The sequence below is a fragment of the Tolypothrix sp. VBCCA 56010 genome (genome assembly GCF_050875635.1).
Classification (GTDB): Bacteria; Cyanobacteriota; Cyanobacteriia; order Cyanobacteriales; family Nostocaceae; genus Hassallia.
The window spans coordinates 63,105-77,588 of record NZ_JBPAOH010000013.1 but is presented as its reverse complement, the minus strand read 5'-3'; the positions used below and the strand labels follow the sequence as shown (position 1 = coordinate 77,588).

Genomic DNA, 14,484 nt, shown 5'->3' with positions numbered 1-14,484 from the left:
ATTTTCGTCTTATCCCACTTAGATATCTCTATTATTCACTGTTAATCGATATATTTAGTTAGATAACAAACTTATAAGTTAGATTAGCTCCACCTGCTGTTATCACCTAAGCTGCATATAATATAGGTTTTTTTAATATTAGTCATTCATTTAATAGTGTTTTCAGATTCCCCAAGGCTTGGAAAGCTCTTTGCCTAGAACCCAAACGCGATCGCGTGCTTACCTTCGTGCCTCTCTGTTTGTCTGCAAGATGAACCGCGACTTCTAGTCATCAGCCGCCGATGCTAAAGCCTCCTACACCCTCTTTTCGCAAAAAAAATTATAGACAAACGTAAATAGATGATCTATATTATTAGATTGTGACCAAAATCGGAAATTAGTTTACCTGATAATTACCATTCCTAGCTAGTTTTAGCATTTAGGGCTGATAATTAAATTCCAAATGTGATATAATCGCTCGGATGGGTAAGAAGCTGATAAACTAAAGAAGCCTTGAGTCAACTTAGGAGCATTGGAATAAAAACCAAAGCACAACCTAAGAAAAAAGCGCTTTCACTCATGCGCTTATTTTGAGACTAGGCAAAAGATTAAGCGATCGCTTAACGTTTTTAGTCAAGTAAAAACTGAGCATTCATCTTGGTTTGATGACATAGCATCAGTTTCAGTCAAGGGATACTGAGCGTTTATAGTATGCTTAAGTCCCACTGCAACACGGACACATGAAGTGCGTTCCGCAAGGTTGCCGAAGGCATCGCTTGTCGTTTTCACTTCTAAAGTCAAGAGCAGTGTCCGAAGAGAAAGTGCCAGAGCAATCGCTTGGACGAAGCATTGCTGCACAAAGCACTTGCGCTATAAAGCAAGCGCAAAGCTAATTTCAATCATTGATGACTTCCAATTGGCAAGGCATTTTTGGCTGTTCTGGTGAATAAATGAGTGAAAATAAACGGATTCAGCAACGCGATTAACGATACGCTTGCTGCTGCACAGAAGCGTCCGCTTGCGGCAAAATGTCCCGAATAAGGCATTTAAACTAGTGTGTGTTTGTGAATCCGATTTTAAAAGTAAGTAGATAAGGAGAGCCAGTAACTGTGTCTGTAGGCATTCTCGGCACCAAACTGGGCATGACCCAAATATTTGACGAAGCAGGAGTATCCATTCCTGTCACCGTCGTCCAAGCGGGACCATGCACGGTAACACAAGTAAAAACAAAACAGACCGACGGTTACTCTGCCATTCAAGTTGGCTATCGTGAAGTGAAACCAAAGGCTTTAAACAAGCCTTTGCTGGGACATCTGGCAAAATCAGAGGCTCCAGCATTGCGTCACTTACGGGAATATCACATTGAGAACGCTAGTGAGTATTCTTTAGGTCAACAGATTACGGCAGATATTTTTAGTGCAGGTCAAATTGTAGATATAAGCGGTAAAAGTATCGGTCGCGGTTTCGCGGGGAACCAAAAACGAAATAACTTTGGTCGCGGACCAATGTCACACGGTTCCAAAAACCACAGGGCACCCGGTTCGATTGGTGCGGGTACAACACCCGGTCGTGTCTATCCAGGTAAGCGGATGGCAGGACGTTTGGGTGGGAAGCGCATCACAATTCGCAAGCTGACTGTAGTGCGAGTAGACCCAGAACGTAACTTATTGCTAATCAAGGGAGCTATTCCTGGTAAGCCCGGAGCATTGATAAGTATTATTCCAGCCAAAAAAGTTGGTAATTAGTTAGTGGTTAGTGGTTAGTGGTTAGTGGTTAGTAATTAGTGGTTAATAGAACTAGCAAATAACAACCAACAACGCTCCAACTAACAAAGAACAAATAACAACTAACAACTAACGAACATGCAAAGGACAAAAAAATGACATTTGAGTGTGTAGTCAAAAATTGGCAAGGAGAACAAGTCGGAGAAAAAAGCTTCGACTTGCGAGTTGCCAAAGAAGAAACGGCGTCTCATATTGTGCATAGAGCCTTAGTGAGACAGATGACCAATGCTCGCCAGGGAACTGCCAGTACAAAGACCCGTGCGGAAGTTAGAGGTGGTGGTCGCAAACCGTGGCGGCAAAAAGGTACAGGAAGAGCGCGTGCCGGTTCAATTCGTTCACCTCTGTGGCGTGGTGGTGGTGTAATCTTTGGACCAAAGCCCAGAGATTATGACCTGAAGATGAACCGTAAAGAACGGCGTTTGGCATTGCGAACAGCGTTTGCCAGTCGGATTGACGATTTGATTGTAGTAGAAGAATTTGGCAACGAATTTCAACGCCCGAAAACCAAAGAATTGGTACAAGCGATCGCGCGTTGGGGTTCACAACCAGAAAGCAATACACTTTTAATTTTGTCGGAACGCACCGAAAACGTTTATTTGTCAGCTCGCAACATCGAAAAACTAAAGTTAATTGCCGCTGACCAACTAAACATTTACGACTTGCTGCGCGCTGACAAAATTGTCATTACAGCACCAGCCTTAGAAAAAATTCAGGAGGTCTACAGTGCCTAACTTTGACCCCCGTTATTTGCCCGACTTAGTGCGTCGCCCAATTGTCACCGAAAAAGCGACGATTGCAATGGAGCAGAATAAATACACTTTTGAAGTAATTCCTAAAGCAACCAAGCCAGAAATCAAAGCCGCAATTGAAAACTTGTTTAATGTCACGGTTGTCAAAGTGAATACCTCAAGACCACCTCGCAAAAAGCGGCGTGTTGGTAAATTTATTGGTTACAAACCCCAATACAAGAAAGCGATTGTCACAGTGGCACCTGGGGACGAAGACAAGATTAGACAAATTCTATTCCCAGAAGTGTAAAAAAGTTAGGAGTTATGAGTTATGAGTTATGAGTTAAATTCAATTTTTAACTCTTAACTCCTACTCCTACTCCTAACTCCTAACTTAAAACTCCTAACTCAAAACTAAGATTATGGGTACTCGTTCTTATCGCCCTTATACCCCCAGTACTCGCCAAGTTACTATCTCCGACTTCGCGGAAATTACCAAAAGCGAGCCGGAAAAGTCCTTAACGACATACAAGCATCGTCCTAAAGGTAGAAATAACCAAGGGCGCATTACTAGTCGTCGGCGGGGTGGCGGACACAAACAACTTTACCGGATTATCGACTTTAAACGAGATAAGCGGAATATACCCGCGAAAGTTGCAGCGATTGAATACGATCCAAACCGCAACGCCCGGATCGCCCTTTTGTTTTACCAAGATGGCGAAAAACGCTACATTCTTCATCCCAACGGCTTGAAAGTCGGGACAACAGTTATTGCTGGATCTGATGCGCCCTTTGAAGATGGTAACGCCTTACCTTTATCAAATATTCCCTTGGGTACTAGCGTTCACAACGTAGAATTGACTCCAGGAAAAGGCGGTCAAATCGTTCGTTCCGCCGGTGCTACCGCCCAAGTTGTCGCAAAAGAAGGAAATTACGTTACCATCAAACTGCCTTCTGGCGAAGTTAGAATGATTCGGCGCGAATGCTACGCCACCATCGGACAAGTTGGTAACACCGACGCGAGAAACCTGAGTGCAGGTAAAGCAGGAAGAAACCGCTGGAAAGGTCGCCGTCCTAAAGTTAGAGGTAGCGTCATGAACCCAGTAGACCACCCACACGGCGGTGGTGAAGGTCGCGCTCCCATTGGTAGATCCGGTCCTGTGACACCTTGGGGTAAACCTGCCTTGGGTATGAAGACACGCAAGCGCAAGAAACCAAGCAGCAAATTAATTGTACGTCGTCGTCGTAAGTCTTCTAAACGCGGACGCGGCGGACGCGAGTCTTAAAAAGTAAATGGTTAGTGGTGAGCCAGTGCGTTGGGGAGGCAGTGCGTTGGTGAGGCAGCGCGGTCTTGGGGGTTTCCCCCATGAGTGACTGCCGAAAGGGTTTCCCGGCAGACACGCACCTGCCGTCGGCTCTGCCGACTTGAAGCAACTGGCGAACCCGTTCGCGCAGCGTCTCCGACAGGAGAAGGGTTAATGGTTAGTTGGAGCGTAGTAAACAACGCTCCAACTAACCACCAACAAGAAACAACTAGCAACTAACAACTAACAATTGACAAATTATGGGTCGTTCTCTAAAAAAAGGTCCCTTCGTTGCGGATCATTTACTCAAGAAAATTGAAAAGCTCGACGCAATCAACAGAAAAGAAGTTATTAAAACTTGGTCGCGAGCTTCAACAATTTTGCCTCAAATGGTAGGACATACCATCGCGGTTCACAACGGACGCCAACATGTGCCAGTTTTTGTCAGTGACCAAATGGTAGGACACAAATTGGGTGAATTTGCCCCGACACGCACATACAGGGGTCATGGAAAAAGTGATAAAAAAGCAGGGAGATAGTTATTAGTTATTAGTTAGTAGTTAGTAGTTAGAGGATAGTGGGAGCGTAGTTCAGAAAACAACGCTCCTACAAATAACAACCAACAAATAACTACTAATAACCAACAAATAACTAATAACAAAAAAGGAGAAACTTATGGCAACTGATACTAAAGAAGTAAAAGCGATCGCCCGTTTTGTACGCATGTCTCCCTTTAAAGTGCGTCGCGTACTCGATCAAATTCGCGGCAGATCCTATCGAGAAGCGCTGATTATCTTGGAATTCATGCCCTATCGTGCCTGCGAACCAGTATTAAAGCTGATTAGAAGCGCTGCCGCTAATGCCGAGCATAACGCTGGGTTAGATCGCGCTCAATTAGTGATTACTCAAGCATACGCCGATCAAGGTCCAGTCCTGAAACGGTTCCAACCAAGAGCGCAAGGTCGAGCTTACCAAATTCGCAAGCCGACATGTCACATCACAGTAGCAGTTGCGACTGGTGCGGCTGAATAAGCTTCTCTTGGTAAAAAAATTGCGTACAGTCAGAAATTTTAGAGGAACTATTTGTGGGACAAAAGATTCATCCAGTCGGCTTTCGGCTGGGTATTACTCAAGAACACCAATCACGTTGGTTTGCCGTTCCTGACCGTTATCCAGAACTTCTTCAAGAAGACTACAAACTCCGCAACTACATAGAACAAAAGCTGGGTAGATACGCTCAAAACAACGCCGGCATCTCGGAAGTGCGAATTGAGCGCAAAGCAGACCAAATCGATTTAGAAGTACGCACCGCTCGACCGGGTGTAGTTGTAGGTCGAGGTGGACAAGGTATTGAAGCATTACGTACCGGACTGCAAGACTTGTTAGGCGGCAATCGTCAAATTCGCATTAACGTAGTTGAAGTACAACGAGTTGATGCCGATGCTTATTTAATTGCGGAATACATCGCTCAACAATTAGAACGCCGCGTTTCCTTCCGTCGGGTAGTGCGTCAAGCCATCCAACGCGCTCAACGTGCTGGTGTGCAAGGCATTAAAGTTCAAGTTGGCGGTCGGCTCAACGGTGCAGAAATTGCCCGGACAGAGTGGACTCGTGAAGGTAGAGTGCCTCTACATACCTTACGGGCTGATATTGACTACTCTTACTGCACTGCAAAAACCATTTACGGCATTCTCGGTATCAAAGTGTGGGTGTTTAAAGGAGAAATCATTCCCGGACAGGAAGAAGCTCCAGTACAACCAACAACACGCGATCGCGATCGCGATCGCGAACCTCGTCGCCGTCAACAACAACGCCGTCGCCAACAATTTGAAGATCGTTCAAATGAAGGGTAAATCGGGAATGGGGCATGGGGCATGGGGGAGGCAGTGCGTTGCGGAGGTTCCCTCCGTTGTAGCACCTGCCGTCATGGGGCATGAAAAAGAGATTAATAATTGATTCTTAATTCTCAATTTCCATCGCCCATTGCCCATTGCCCATTGCCCATTGCCCATTGCCCATTGCCCATTGCCCAATTAGCAAATCATGTTAAGTCCTAGAAGAACTAAATTCCGCAAACAACAACGCGGACGGATGAGCGGTGTAGCTACCCGTGGTAGCAGCCTGAACTTTGGCGATTTTGCCCTCCAAGCACAAGAACCAGCTTGGATTACCTCCCGCCAAATTGAAGCTTCCCGTCGAGCAATGACTCGTTATATCCGCCGGGGTGGTAAAATCTGGATTCGCATTTTCCCAGATAAACCTGTAACCATGCGTCCCGCAGAAACCCGGATGGGTTCCGGTAAAGGTTCGCCTGAGTTTTGGGTAGCAGTCGTTAAGCCAGGACGGATTTTATTTGAAATTGCTGGCGTTAGTGAAGAAATCGCTCGCGAAGCTATGCGCTTGGCAGCTTTTAAGTTACCAATTAAAACTAAGTTCATTTCACGCTCCGAATCGGAGCCGCAGGAGTAAGTCATGCCTCTGCCTAAAATTTCAGAAGCAAGAGAATTAAGTGACGAAAAATTGTCTGATGAAATTCTTGCTGTGAAAAAGCAACTATTTCAATTGCGTTTGCAAAAAGCAACCAGACAATTAGAAAAACCCCATCAATTCAAACATGCTCGACACCGTTTAGCCCAGTTACTGACAGTAGAGACAGAGCGCAAACAAAAAGCAACTGAATTGGTTAAAGAATAAAAGTAGGAGATTATGGCAGTCAAAGAACGAGTTGGTTTGGTAGTGAGCGACAAAATGCAAAAAACGGTGGTAGTCGCCATTGAAAACCGCGCCCCTCACCCCAAATACGGCAAAATTGTAGTGAATACCCAGCGCTATAAAGTCCACGACGAAGAAAACAAATGTAAAGTGGGCGATCGCGTTCGCATTCAGGAAACTCGACCTTTGAGTAAAACCAAGCGCTGGCAAGTCACAGAAATTCTCAACACTAAAGCTACAACGTAATAGTTGGAGCGAAAACGCGCCAACGCCACAAGGAAGAAAAATTGTGATTCAACCCCAGACCTACCTCAATGTCGCAGATAATAGCGGCGCCCGCAAATTAATGTGCATCCGCGTTTTAGGCGGAGGCGGAGGAAACCGTCGTTATGGCGGCGTCGGCGATAAAATTATCGCCGTTGTTAAAGATGCCATTCCTAATATGGCAGTAAAAAAATCTGATGTCGTGGAAGCGGTTATTGTCCGCACCCGCAAAGCCATGAACCGTGATAGCGGTATGAGTATCCGCTTTGACGACAACGCCGCAGTTATCATCAACAAAGATGGTAATCCAAGAGGTACGCGGGTTTTCGGACCAGTGGCACGGGAATTGCGCGATAAAAACTTTACCAAAATCGTTTCTTTGGCTCCGGAGGTGCTGTAATGTCAAAACAGCCGAAACCTAAAGTTTTTCATAAAATGCACGTCAAAACTGGCGACACCGTGCAAGTAATTGCCGGCAAAGACAAAGGCAAAGTTGGTGAAATAGTCAAAGCACTTCCCCAAGTTAGCCAAGTCGTTGTTAAAGGCGTCAATATTAAAACTAAGCACGTCAAACCCCAAGGCGAAGGTGAATCGGGACGCATCGTCACCCAAGAATTCCCAATTCATAGTTCTAACGTGATGCTTTATTCAACCAAGCAAAACGTTGCTAGTCGCATCTGTTACACCACAACCCAAGAAGGGAAGAAAGTACGGATGCTCAAAAAAACTGGCGAGATACTTGATAAATAGTTAGGAGTGAGGAGTTAAGAGTTAGAAATTGACTTTAACTCATAACTCAAAACTCAAAACTCATAACTTCTTCCCTGACCAAGACCAGGGATAAACAGGAAAAAAAATATGGCGACAACAAGACTCAAAAATTTATACCAAGAAACAATCGTCCCCAAACTGATGAATCAGTTTCAATACACCAACATTCATCAGGTACCGAAGTTGTTAAAAATTACCGTGAACCGGGGATTGGGGGAAGCTGCTTCCAACGCGAAAGCATTAGAAGCCTCATTAAGCGAAATTGCGGTGATTACAGGTCAAAAGCCGGTAGTCACGCGGGCGAAAAAGGCGATCGCTGGCTTTAAAATTCGTCAAGGAATGCCTGTTGGTATCATGGTGACACTTAGAGGCGAACGAATGTACGCCTTTATCGACCGACTGATCAGCCTTTCTTTGCCGAGAATTAGAGACTTTCGCGGTATTAGTCCCAAAAGCTTTGATGGTCGGGGAAATTACACTCTCGGCGTAAGAGAACAGTTAATTTTTCCAGAAGTCGAGTACGATAGCATCGATCAAGTACGTGGTATGGATATTTCCATCATCACCAGCGCAAAAAATGACGAAGAGGGACGCGCGTTACTCAAAGAAATGGGAATGCCCTTTCGCGATCAATAGGAACTGTTATACGAGGGAACGATGGCGGCTAACGACACAATTGCAGATATGCTGACCCGCATCCGCAATGCTACTATGGCGAGGCATCAAACAACACTAGTGCCAGCAACAAAAACGACCCGTAGTATTGCTAAAGTGCTTCGTGAAGAAGGCTTTATTTCCGAATACGAAGAAGCAGAAGATGGAGTAAAGCGTAACTTGGTGATTGCCCTGAAATACAAAGGTAAAAATCGCCAGCCTTTAATCACTGCCTTAAAGCGGGTAAGCAAACCAGGCTTGCGAGTTTACTCCAACAAAAAAGAATTACCACGGGTACTAGGCGGTATTGGCATTGCCATTATTTCTACATCCAGTGGCATCATGACCGATCGCGAAGCGCGACGTCAGAACTTGGGTGGTGAAGTACTTTGCTATGTTTGGTAAGAAAGTTAGTGGTTAGTAGATAGTGGTTAGTAGATAGTGGGAGCGTAGTTCATAAAAAAACTAACAAATAACAACGCGCCAACTAACAACCAACAACTAACAAATAACAAAGGATAAAAATTTATGTCTCGAATTGGTAAACGTCCAATTACAGTCCCCGCCAAAGTACAAATAACAATTGACGGCACTTTGGTTGTGGTCAAAGGTCCCAAAGGTGAACTTTCTCGCGACCTTCCGACTAATGTGATTGTCTCTCAAGAAGGGGAAACATTACAAGTAAATCGGCGCGATGATTCCCGCACATCTAAGCAGCTACACGGTTTATGCCGTACCTTAGTTGCCAACATGGTAGAAGGAGTTTCCACAGGTTTTCAACGTCGGTTGGAAATTCAAGGGGTAGGTTACAGGGCACAAGTTCAAGGTCGTAACCTAATTCTAAATATGGGTTATAGCCATCAAATCCAAATTGCCCCACCAGAGGGAATTCAGTTTGCAGTTGAAGGTACCACTAACGTCATCGTTAGCGGGTATGACAAAGAAATAGTAGGTAACACCGCAGCGAAAATTCGCGAAGTTCGCCGACCAGAACCTTATAAAGGTAAAGGTATTCGCTACGCCGGTGAAGTGGTTAGACGTAAAGCTGGTAAGACTGGTAAGAGTGGTAAGAAGTAAAAATGAAACTTACTCGCAAAGAATCTAAACAGCGTCGCCATCGACGCATTCGTGGTAAAGTTAGCGGTTCTGAAGAACGTCCACGGTTAGCTATATTTCGCTCGAACGAGCATATTTACGCTCAGGTAATTGATGATACCAAGCATCACACAATTGTGGCAGCCTCAAGTCTAGAACCAGATTTGAAATCTAATTTAGCTTCAGGCTCTAACCGGGAAGCATCAGCCCAAGTTGGCAAATTGATTGCAGCGCGATCGCTCGAAAAAGGCATCACTCAAGTAGTTTTCGATCGCGGTGGTAATTTATATCACGGTCGCATCAAAGCCTTAGCTGACGCAGCACGCGAAACCGGCTTAAATTTCTAAGATTAGTAATTAGTTAGTGGTTATTAGTTAGTGGATAGTGGTTAGTAGAGTAACCAAGAAATAACAACTAACAATTAACAACCAACAACCAACAACTAACAACCAACAACCAACAACCGCATTAATTATGGCAACCGAGCGTAAAAACAAAACAAAACGCGCCAAGAAAGAAGAGACAACTTGGCAAGAACGGGTGATTCAGATCCGACGCGTCAGTAAGGTCGTTAAGGGAGGTAAAAAACTCAGCTTCCGAGCGATCGTTGTCGTTGGTAACGAACGCGGTCAAGTTGGCGTGGGAGTAGGTAAAGCTTCAGATGTAATTGGTGCCGTTAAAAAAGGCGTAGCCGACGGCAAAAAGCATCTGATCGAAATCCCCATGACCAAATCCAACTCCATTCCCCATCCTATTGATGGCACCGGTGGTGGCGCAAAAGTAATAATGCGACCAGCATCTCCAGGAACCGGGGTAATTGCCGGTGGTGCTGTCCGTACCGTATTGGAGTTAGCCGGAGTTCGCAACATTTTAGCGAAACAACTTGGCTCCAACAATCCACTCAATAATGCTAGAGCCGCAGTTAATGCCTTATCTACTCTGCGTACCTTCGCTGAAGTTGCCGAAGATAGAGGCGTTGCCATTGAGAATCTCTACATTTAACATGCGTTATTTGTTCTTAGTTGAGTAGTTAGTGGGAATTTTTAAACATAGAAAAGGGTTTTTGAAGAGGGGGAAAGGGAAAAGGGAAAAGGGACTCATGGGAAAGAATTATTACCAATACCCAATACCCCATGACGGCAGGTGCACGGCTGCCCGGGAACCCGTCCAACGCACTGCCTCCCCATTAAACAATTGCCCAATGCCCGTCCACTAACAACCAACAACTAACAACGCGCCAACTAACAACTAACAGCGTTGCAATTATGAGACTAAATGATGTTCGTCCTCAAAAAGGCTCGAAAAAACGCGGCAAACGTGTAGGTCGCGGTATTTCTGCCGGTCAAGGTGCCAGTGCTGGTTTAGGTATGCGGGGTCAAAAATCTCGCTCTGGTAGCAGCACCCGACCTGGATTTGAAGGTGGTCAACAGCCGTTGTACCGCCGTATCCCTAAGTTAAAGGGCTTTCCAATTATTAATCGTAAAAATTACACTACGATTAATGTAGAGAAACTATCCTCCCTTGCTGCCAATACAGAAGTTACTTTGGAATCTTTAAAGGCATCAGGTATTATTACTAGTGCCAAAGCACCATTGAAAATTTTGGGCAATGGGGAATTGAGCGTTGCGCTCAATGTCAAAGCGGCAGCTTTCACAAGCCAAGCTCGAAGCAAAATTGAGGCAGCTGGTGGAAGTTGTGAAGTTTTATGAATAATGTTCGCGTAGCGTAGGCGTGAAGGAGAAGCAGAAGCATGAAGGATGAAAAATATATACTTCAGATTTTATACTTCTGACGATCGTACTTCACACTTCACACTTCATACTTCATACTTCAAAGGTAGCCCTTTATGATTAGTCGAGACAAAGCCCCAACGGCTCAAGAAACTTTTATGCAGATGGCGCAAGCAGCTGGGCTAAGAGGTCGGCTGCTTGTCACCGTCGGTATTTTAATTTTGATTCGCCTGGGCATCTTTTTGCCGGTGCCAGGAATTAATCGAGAGTTGTTTGGTCAAGCTATCCAAAACAACAGCGCTATATTCGGCTTGTTAGACATATTCTCAGGACGCGGACTTTCTACTTTGGGAGTCTTTGCCTTGGGCATCTTGCCTTACATTAACGCTTCCATTATTATCCAATTGCTCACGACTGCGATTCCAGCTTTAGAAAATTTACAGAAAAATGAAGGGGAAGCTGGACGGCGAAAAATTTCCCAAATTACACGCTATGTATCTTTAGGTTGGGCGATTGTTCAAAGTGTCGCTTTTTCGGCATTTTTCTTACAGCAATTTGCCGTGAATCCGGGTCCGGTTTTCGTAGCAGAAACAGCGATCGCTCTCACGGCTGGTTCTATGTTCGTTATGTGGGCATCAGAACTAATCACCGAGCGAGGCATTGGTAACGGAGCATCTTTGTTGATTTTTGTCAACATTGTCGCCTCACTACCAAAATCTTTGGGCGATACCATTGACTTGGTGCAAGTCGGCGGTCGGGAAATAGTCGGGCGTGTAATTGTACTAATATTAGTGTTCTTGGCAACGATTGTTGGGATTGTCTTTGTTCAAGAAGGAACGCGGCGCATCCCAATTATTTCCGCTCGTCGTCAAGTTGGTCGGCGTGTTTTGGCAGAGCAACGTAGCTATCTACCCCTGCGGCTAAATCAAGGCGGTGTCATGCCGATTATTTTTGCGGCTGCCATCTTGAGTTTGCCACTTTTGCTCGCGAATTTTAGCAAAAATCCGGACTTGATTAATATTGTTAACAATTATCTGAGTCCGGGTGGTTCTGCGCCTTGGGCATACTCGCTGATTTACCTCATTTCTATTGTTTTCTTCAGCTACTTCTACTCTTCGTTGATTCTTAACCCAGTAGATGTGGCGCAGAACTTGAAAAAAATGGGTTCTAGCATTCCTGGCGTTCGTCCGGGTAAAACAACGAGCGAGTATATTGAGCGCGTGACGAATCGACTAACTTTTTTAGGTGCTATCTTTTTGGGCTTAGTTGCGATTATCCCCACCGCTGTAGAAAGCTCTTTAGGTGTGCCAACCTTTAAAGGACTTGGTGCGACAAGCTTATTAATTCTGGTTGGTGTGGCAATTGACACAGCTAAACAAGTCCAAACTTATGTCATCTCTCAGCGCTATGAAGGAATGGTGAAACAATAGTGACGCGATTAATCTTCTTGGGACCGCCTGGAGCTGGTAAGGGAACTCAAGCTCAAAACTTAGCTTACGATTGCAATATTCCCCATATTTCCACGGGTGATATATTGCGTCAAGCAATGAAAGAACAAACCCTTTTGGGAATCAAAGCTCAAAATTACGTTGATAGCGGCGAGTTGGTTCCCGACCAACTAGTCCAAGAGCTAGTGCAGGAGCGCCTCAACCAACCGGATACTAAGTCTGGATGGATTCTAGATGGCTTTCCGCGCAAAGTAACGCAAGCAGTTTTTTTGCAAGAATTGCTGCAAAAAATGCACGTTCCTAACGGTGAAAAGGTGGTCAATCTGGATGTACCAGATGATGTGGTGGTAGCACGTTTACTCGATCGCGGACGAAAAGATGATACTGAAGAGGTAATTCGTCGTCGCTTAGAAGTTTATCGCACTGAAACAGCACCTTTGATTGATTATTACGGAGCGAAGCAACAACTTATCATCGTCAATGGCAATCAATCCCAAGAAGAAGTCACTAATGAACTCAAGAAGGTAATCGCTTTTTAACTGAAGAAACATGTAATAGGCAATTTCCTACTCGCCAGTACGGGCGGGGTAAAGAGCGCCCCTGCCCAATATTTGTCAGGATGAATTGAAAATTTCGCTAAAATATATTAAGAAACTGTTGATATAATCGCCAACTTATGTTTTCTTGCAGATGTAATTACTGCAACTGAGTAGGAGACTGTTGAATTGAGGAAAAAATAAATTGTCTAAACAAGATTTGATTGAAATGGAAGGCACTGTCACAGAGTCCCTACCAAATGCGATGTTTCGCGTTGACTTGGACAATGGCTTTAATGTTCTGGCTCATATTTCTGGTAAGATTCGCCGGAACTATATCAAGATTTTACCTGGCGATCGCGTCAAAGTCGAGTTAACTCCCTACGACCTGACTAAGGGTAGAATCACTTATCGACTGCGGAAAAAGTAGGTAAATGTCCAACTTGATGCTGGAGGTAAATATTATTGCCCAACCAAGATGCAATTCAAATTTAAGGTACTATCACGCCCGGTCTTACCACAGGCGTTGCTGTTGAACTAGAGAATGGCTCTACAATCATGAGATCGCAAGTTCCACCCTTGAAAAGAGACAATGCATCTAATATCTTGGCTTACCTCCCCCGGCATCGTCACCATATCAAAATTTTACAGGAGCGATCGCGTCAAAGTGAAGTTGGATAATAACGACCAGAAAAAAGGCAGAATCACTTATCGACAGATCAAAGAAGTAAGTATATGTAGAGAATTTTACCATAAACAACTGATTTGGTGTTGACCAAAAATTTAACTGACTAAATTCCCGAAAAATGCTATAATTCACTATTTGGAGTCAATTAAGAACGGCATGAAAGTCAGAGCTTCAGTCAAGAAGATTTGTGAAAAGTGTAACGTAATCAAACGTCGCGGGCGCGTGATGGTGATTTGTGTTAATCCCAAGCACAAGCAACGTCAGGGATAGCATCGATACTGCTAGCAATGACGTTAATCAGGTGAAGCGAAAAAAATCACCTTTATACGCAGATAGTAACAGTACTAGCAAGAACAATAGGGAGAAAGCAACAAATGGCACGTATTGCCGGAGTAGACCTTCCACGCGACAAACGCGTAGAAATTGGTCTAACTTATATCTACGGAATTGGATTATCTAGATCGCAAGAAATATTAGCTAATACTGGTGTAAATCCAGACATTCGTGTCAAAGACTTAAGTGATGCGGATGTAGCAGCGCTACGGGGAATCATCGAGAGCGACTATCAAGTAGAAGGTGACTTGCGGCGTTTAGAAGCGCTGAACATCAAGCGTCTGATTGATATTGGCACCTACAGAGGTCGTCGTCATCGGATGGGCTTGCCAGTAAGAGGACAAAGAACTCGTACCAACGCCAGAACTCGTCGAGGCAGACGGCAGACAGTGGCAGGTAAGAAGAAAGCTCCCGGCAAATAAATTTCTTTTGTCTCTTAAGAATTATTACCATTATTC

General features: G+C 44.6%; 26 protein-coding genes. 24 read left to right on the top strand and 2 right to left on the bottom strand.

The window, feature by feature from the left end; all coding sequences use genetic code 11:
- The first annotated feature begins 1,088 nt into the window (after nucleotides 1–1,088).
- The 4 genes from rplC to rplB all read left to right on the top strand — a co-directional run bounded on the left by rplC (nucleotide 1,089) and on the right by rplB (nucleotide 3,777).
- Complete coding sequence (rplC, locus tag AABK37_RS06985) at nucleotides 1,089–1,724, top strand: 50S ribosomal protein L3 (protein WP_432550860.1); 636 nt, start codon at nucleotides 1,089–1,091, stop codon at nucleotides 1,722–1,724.
- 134 nt (nucleotides 1,725–1,858) lie between these two features.
- Nucleotides 1,859–2,494: a 50S ribosomal protein L4 gene (gene rplD / locus AABK37_RS06980; protein WP_432550859.1), complete on the top strand. Its 636-nt coding sequence runs from the start codon at nucleotides 1,859–1,861 to the stop codon at nucleotides 2,492–2,494.
- On the top strand, nucleotides 2,487–2,801 hold the full coding sequence (locus AABK37_RS06975) for a 50S ribosomal protein L23 (RefSeq protein WP_432550858.1): 315 nt from the start codon (nucleotides 2,487–2,489) through the stop codon (nucleotides 2,799–2,801). Before rplD ends, AABK37_RS06975 begins: the two co-directional genes overlap by 8 nt.
- A gap of 112 nt (nucleotides 2,802–2,913) precedes the next feature.
- Nucleotides 2,914–3,777 carry a 50S ribosomal protein L2 gene (gene rplB, locus AABK37_RS06970; RefSeq protein ID WP_432550857.1) on the top strand — a complete coding sequence of 288 codons (864 nt, stop codon included), beginning with the start codon at nucleotides 2,914–2,916 and terminating at the stop codon, nucleotides 3,775–3,777.
- 11 nt (nucleotides 3,778–3,788) lie between these two features.
- Here rplB and AABK37_RS06965 read toward each other — a convergent pair whose 3' ends face one another.
- Entirely contained in the window at nucleotides 3,789–3,995 is a 207-nt protein-coding gene (locus tag AABK37_RS06965; protein ID WP_432550856.1) for a hypothetical protein, read from the bottom strand.
- Between the two features lie 60 nt (nucleotides 3,996–4,055).
- Here AABK37_RS06965 and rpsS point away from each other — a divergent pair, with 60 nt between their 5' ends.
- The 3 genes from rpsS (at nucleotide 4,056) to rpsC (ending at nucleotide 5,648) form a co-directional block, all read left to right on the top strand.
- Nucleotides 4,056–4,334 carry a 30S ribosomal protein S19 gene (gene rpsS / locus AABK37_RS06960; protein ID WP_039754650.1) on the top strand — a complete coding sequence of 93 codons (279 nt, stop codon included), beginning with the start codon at nucleotides 4,056–4,058 and terminating at the stop codon, nucleotides 4,332–4,334.
- Nucleotides 4,335–4,470: 136 nt separating this feature from the next.
- The gene (rplV, locus tag AABK37_RS06955) at nucleotides 4,471–4,827 is read left to right on the top strand and encodes a 50S ribosomal protein L22 (protein ID WP_039754647.1); all 357 of its coding nucleotides are present in this window, start codon (nucleotides 4,471–4,473) and stop codon (nucleotides 4,825–4,827) included.
- Nucleotides 4,828–4,880: 53 nt separating this feature from the next.
- Nucleotides 4,881–5,648, top strand: a complete 768-nt coding sequence (rpsC, locus tag AABK37_RS06950; RefSeq protein WP_432550855.1) for a 30S ribosomal protein S3 — start codon at nucleotides 4,881–4,883, stop codon at nucleotides 5,646–5,648.
- On the opposite strand, the gene AABK37_RS06945 is transcribed toward rpsC, so the two are convergent.
- The gene (locus AABK37_RS06945; RefSeq protein WP_432550854.1) at nucleotides 5,634–5,807 is read right to left on the bottom strand and encodes a hypothetical protein; all 174 of its coding nucleotides are present in this window, start codon (nucleotides 5,805–5,807) and stop codon (nucleotides 5,634–5,636) included. The genes rpsC and AABK37_RS06945 overlap by 15 nt on opposite strands.
- 31 nt (nucleotides 5,808–5,838) lie before the next feature.
- On the opposite strand from AABK37_RS06945, the gene rplP reads away from it, so the two are divergent.
- The 17 genes from rplP (at nucleotide 5,839) to rpsM (ending at nucleotide 14,448) form a co-directional block, all read left to right on the top strand.
- The gene (gene rplP / locus AABK37_RS06940; protein ID WP_039754644.1) at nucleotides 5,839–6,264 is read left to right on the top strand and encodes a 50S ribosomal protein L16; all 426 of its coding nucleotides are present in this window, start codon (nucleotides 5,839–5,841) and stop codon (nucleotides 6,262–6,264) included.
- Nucleotides 6,265–6,267: 3 nt separating this feature from the next.
- A complete protein-coding gene (rpmC, locus tag AABK37_RS06935; RefSeq protein ID WP_039754643.1) occupies nucleotides 6,268–6,489 on the top strand; it encodes a 50S ribosomal protein L29 in 222 nt (73 codons plus the stop codon).
- A gap of 12 nt (nucleotides 6,490–6,501) precedes the next feature.
- Nucleotides 6,502–6,753 carry a 30S ribosomal protein S17 gene (rpsQ, locus tag AABK37_RS06930; RefSeq protein ID WP_029635505.1) on the top strand — a complete coding sequence of 84 codons (252 nt, stop codon included), beginning with the start codon at nucleotides 6,502–6,504 and terminating at the stop codon, nucleotides 6,751–6,753.
- Nucleotides 6,754–6,796: 43 nt separating this feature from the next.
- Nucleotides 6,797–7,171, top strand: a complete 375-nt coding sequence (rplN, locus tag AABK37_RS06925; RefSeq protein ID WP_432550853.1) for a 50S ribosomal protein L14 — start codon at nucleotides 6,797–6,799, stop codon at nucleotides 7,169–7,171.
- On the top strand, nucleotides 7,171–7,521 hold the full coding sequence (gene rplX, locus AABK37_RS06920; protein WP_039754640.1) for a 50S ribosomal protein L24: 351 nt from the start codon (nucleotides 7,171–7,173) through the stop codon (nucleotides 7,519–7,521). The genes rplN and rplX overlap by 1 nt, the downstream gene beginning before the upstream one ends.
- 108 nt (nucleotides 7,522–7,629) lie before the next feature.
- On the top strand, nucleotides 7,630–8,178 hold the full coding sequence (gene rplE / locus AABK37_RS06915; protein WP_029635502.1) for a 50S ribosomal protein L5: 549 nt from the start codon (nucleotides 7,630–7,632) through the stop codon (nucleotides 8,176–8,178).
- A 21-nt stretch (nucleotides 8,179–8,199) separates the two neighbouring features.
- Complete coding sequence (gene rpsH / locus AABK37_RS06910) at nucleotides 8,200–8,601, top strand: 30S ribosomal protein S8 (RefSeq protein WP_029635500.1); 402 nt, start codon at nucleotides 8,200–8,202, stop codon at nucleotides 8,599–8,601.
- Between the two features lie 123 nt (nucleotides 8,602–8,724).
- Nucleotides 8,725–9,273, top strand: a complete 549-nt coding sequence (rplF, locus tag AABK37_RS06905; protein ID WP_432550852.1) for a 50S ribosomal protein L6 — start codon at nucleotides 8,725–8,727, stop codon at nucleotides 9,271–9,273.
- Nucleotides 9,274–9,275: 2 nt separating this feature from the next.
- The gene (gene rplR, locus AABK37_RS06900) at nucleotides 9,276–9,638 is read left to right on the top strand and encodes a 50S ribosomal protein L18 (RefSeq protein ID WP_432550851.1); all 363 of its coding nucleotides are present in this window, start codon (nucleotides 9,276–9,278) and stop codon (nucleotides 9,636–9,638) included.
- Nucleotides 9,639–9,765: 127 nt separating this feature from the next.
- Nucleotides 9,766–10,293, top strand: a complete 528-nt coding sequence (rpsE, locus tag AABK37_RS06895) for a 30S ribosomal protein S5 (RefSeq protein ID WP_432550850.1) — start codon at nucleotides 9,766–9,768, stop codon at nucleotides 10,291–10,293.
- 263 nt (nucleotides 10,294–10,556) lie between these two features.
- Complete coding sequence (gene rplO, locus AABK37_RS06890; protein ID WP_432550849.1) at nucleotides 10,557–11,000, top strand: 50S ribosomal protein L15; 444 nt, start codon at nucleotides 10,557–10,559, stop codon at nucleotides 10,998–11,000.
- Nucleotides 11,001–11,137: 137 nt separating this feature from the next.
- A complete protein-coding gene (gene secY / locus AABK37_RS06885) occupies nucleotides 11,138–12,451 on the top strand; it encodes a preprotein translocase subunit SecY (RefSeq protein ID WP_432550848.1) in 1,314 nt (437 codons plus the stop codon).
- On the top strand, nucleotides 12,451–13,008 hold the full coding sequence (locus AABK37_RS06880) for an adenylate kinase (protein WP_432550847.1): 558 nt from the start codon (nucleotides 12,451–12,453) through the stop codon (nucleotides 13,006–13,008). The genes secY and AABK37_RS06880 overlap by 1 nt, the downstream gene beginning before the upstream one ends.
- Before the next feature lie 202 nt (nucleotides 13,009–13,210).
- Nucleotides 13,211–13,435 (top strand): translation initiation factor IF-1, encoded by a 225-nt coding sequence (gene infA / locus AABK37_RS06875; RefSeq protein ID WP_006276978.1) that lies wholly within the window; start codon nucleotides 13,211–13,213, stop codon nucleotides 13,433–13,435.
- A gap of 128 nt (nucleotides 13,436–13,563) precedes the next feature.
- Nucleotides 13,564–13,686, top strand: a complete 123-nt coding sequence (locus AABK37_RS06870; RefSeq protein ID WP_432550846.1) for a hypothetical protein — start codon at nucleotides 13,564–13,566, stop codon at nucleotides 13,684–13,686.
- Nucleotides 13,687–13,849: 163 nt separating this feature from the next.
- Complete coding sequence (rpmJ, locus tag AABK37_RS06865; RefSeq protein ID WP_015129703.1) at nucleotides 13,850–13,963, top strand: 50S ribosomal protein L36; 114 nt, start codon at nucleotides 13,850–13,852, stop codon at nucleotides 13,961–13,963.
- A gap of 104 nt (nucleotides 13,964–14,067) precedes the next feature.
- Nucleotides 14,068–14,448 carry a 30S ribosomal protein S13 gene (gene rpsM, locus AABK37_RS06860; RefSeq protein ID WP_432550845.1) on the top strand — a complete coding sequence of 127 codons (381 nt, stop codon included), beginning with the start codon at nucleotides 14,068–14,070 and terminating at the stop codon, nucleotides 14,446–14,448.
- The last annotated feature ends 36 nt before the right edge of the window (nucleotides 14,449–14,484 follow it).

What these genes read in the sequence shown, in the direction of transcription:
- rplD (WP_432550859.1), top strand. Translation starts at nt 1,859, where the DNA reads ATGACATTTGAGTGTGTAGTCAAAAATTGGCAAGGAGAACAAGTCGGA.
- rplB (WP_432550857.1), top strand. Translation starts at nt 2,914, where the DNA reads ATGGGTACTCGTTCTTATCGCCCTTATACCCCCAGTACTCGCCAAGTT.
- rpsS (WP_039754650.1), top strand. Translation starts at nt 4,056, where the DNA reads ATGGGTCGTTCTCTAAAAAAAGGTCCCTTCGTTGCGGATCATTTACTC.
- rplV (WP_039754647.1), top strand. Translation starts at nt 4,471, where the DNA reads ATGGCAACTGATACTAAAGAAGTAAAAGCGATCGCCCGTTTTGTACGC.
- AABK37_RS06945 (WP_432550854.1), bottom strand. Translation starts at nt 5,807, where the DNA reads ATGGGCAATGGGCAATGGGCAATGGGCAATGGGCGATGGAAATTGAGA.
- rplP (WP_039754644.1), top strand. Translation starts at nt 5,839, where the DNA reads ATGTTAAGTCCTAGAAGAACTAAATTCCGCAAACAACAACGCGGACGG.
- rpmC (WP_039754643.1), top strand. Translation starts at nt 6,268, where the DNA reads ATGCCTCTGCCTAAAATTTCAGAAGCAAGAGAATTAAGTGACGAAAAA.
- rpsQ (WP_029635505.1), top strand. Translation starts at nt 6,502, where the DNA reads ATGGCAGTCAAAGAACGAGTTGGTTTGGTAGTGAGCGACAAAATGCAA.
- rplX (WP_039754640.1), top strand. Translation starts at nt 7,171, where the DNA reads ATGTCAAAACAGCCGAAACCTAAAGTTTTTCATAAAATGCACGTCAAA.
- rplE (WP_029635502.1), top strand. Translation starts at nt 7,630, where the DNA reads ATGGCGACAACAAGACTCAAAAATTTATACCAAGAAACAATCGTCCCC.
- rpsH (WP_029635500.1), top strand. Translation starts at nt 8,200, where the DNA reads ATGGCGGCTAACGACACAATTGCAGATATGCTGACCCGCATCCGCAAT.
- rplF (WP_432550852.1), top strand. Translation starts at nt 8,725, where the DNA reads ATGTCTCGAATTGGTAAACGTCCAATTACAGTCCCCGCCAAAGTACAA.
- rplR (WP_432550851.1), top strand. Translation starts at nt 9,276, where the DNA reads ATGAAACTTACTCGCAAAGAATCTAAACAGCGTCGCCATCGACGCATT.
- rpsE (WP_432550850.1), top strand. Translation starts at nt 9,766, where the DNA reads ATGGCAACCGAGCGTAAAAACAAAACAAAACGCGCCAAGAAAGAAGAG.
- rplO (WP_432550849.1), top strand. Translation starts at nt 10,557, where the DNA reads ATGAGACTAAATGATGTTCGTCCTCAAAAAGGCTCGAAAAAACGCGGC.
- secY (WP_432550848.1), top strand. Translation starts at nt 11,138, where the DNA reads ATGATTAGTCGAGACAAAGCCCCAACGGCTCAAGAAACTTTTATGCAG.
- AABK37_RS06870 (WP_432550846.1), top strand. Translation starts at nt 13,564, where the DNA reads ATGAGATCGCAAGTTCCACCCTTGAAAAGAGACAATGCATCTAATATC.
- rpmJ (WP_015129703.1), top strand. Translation starts at nt 13,850, where the DNA reads ATGAAAGTCAGAGCTTCAGTCAAGAAGATTTGTGAAAAGTGTAACGTA.
- rpsM (WP_432550845.1), top strand. Translation starts at nt 14,068, where the DNA reads ATGGCACGTATTGCCGGAGTAGACCTTCCACGCGACAAACGCGTAGAA.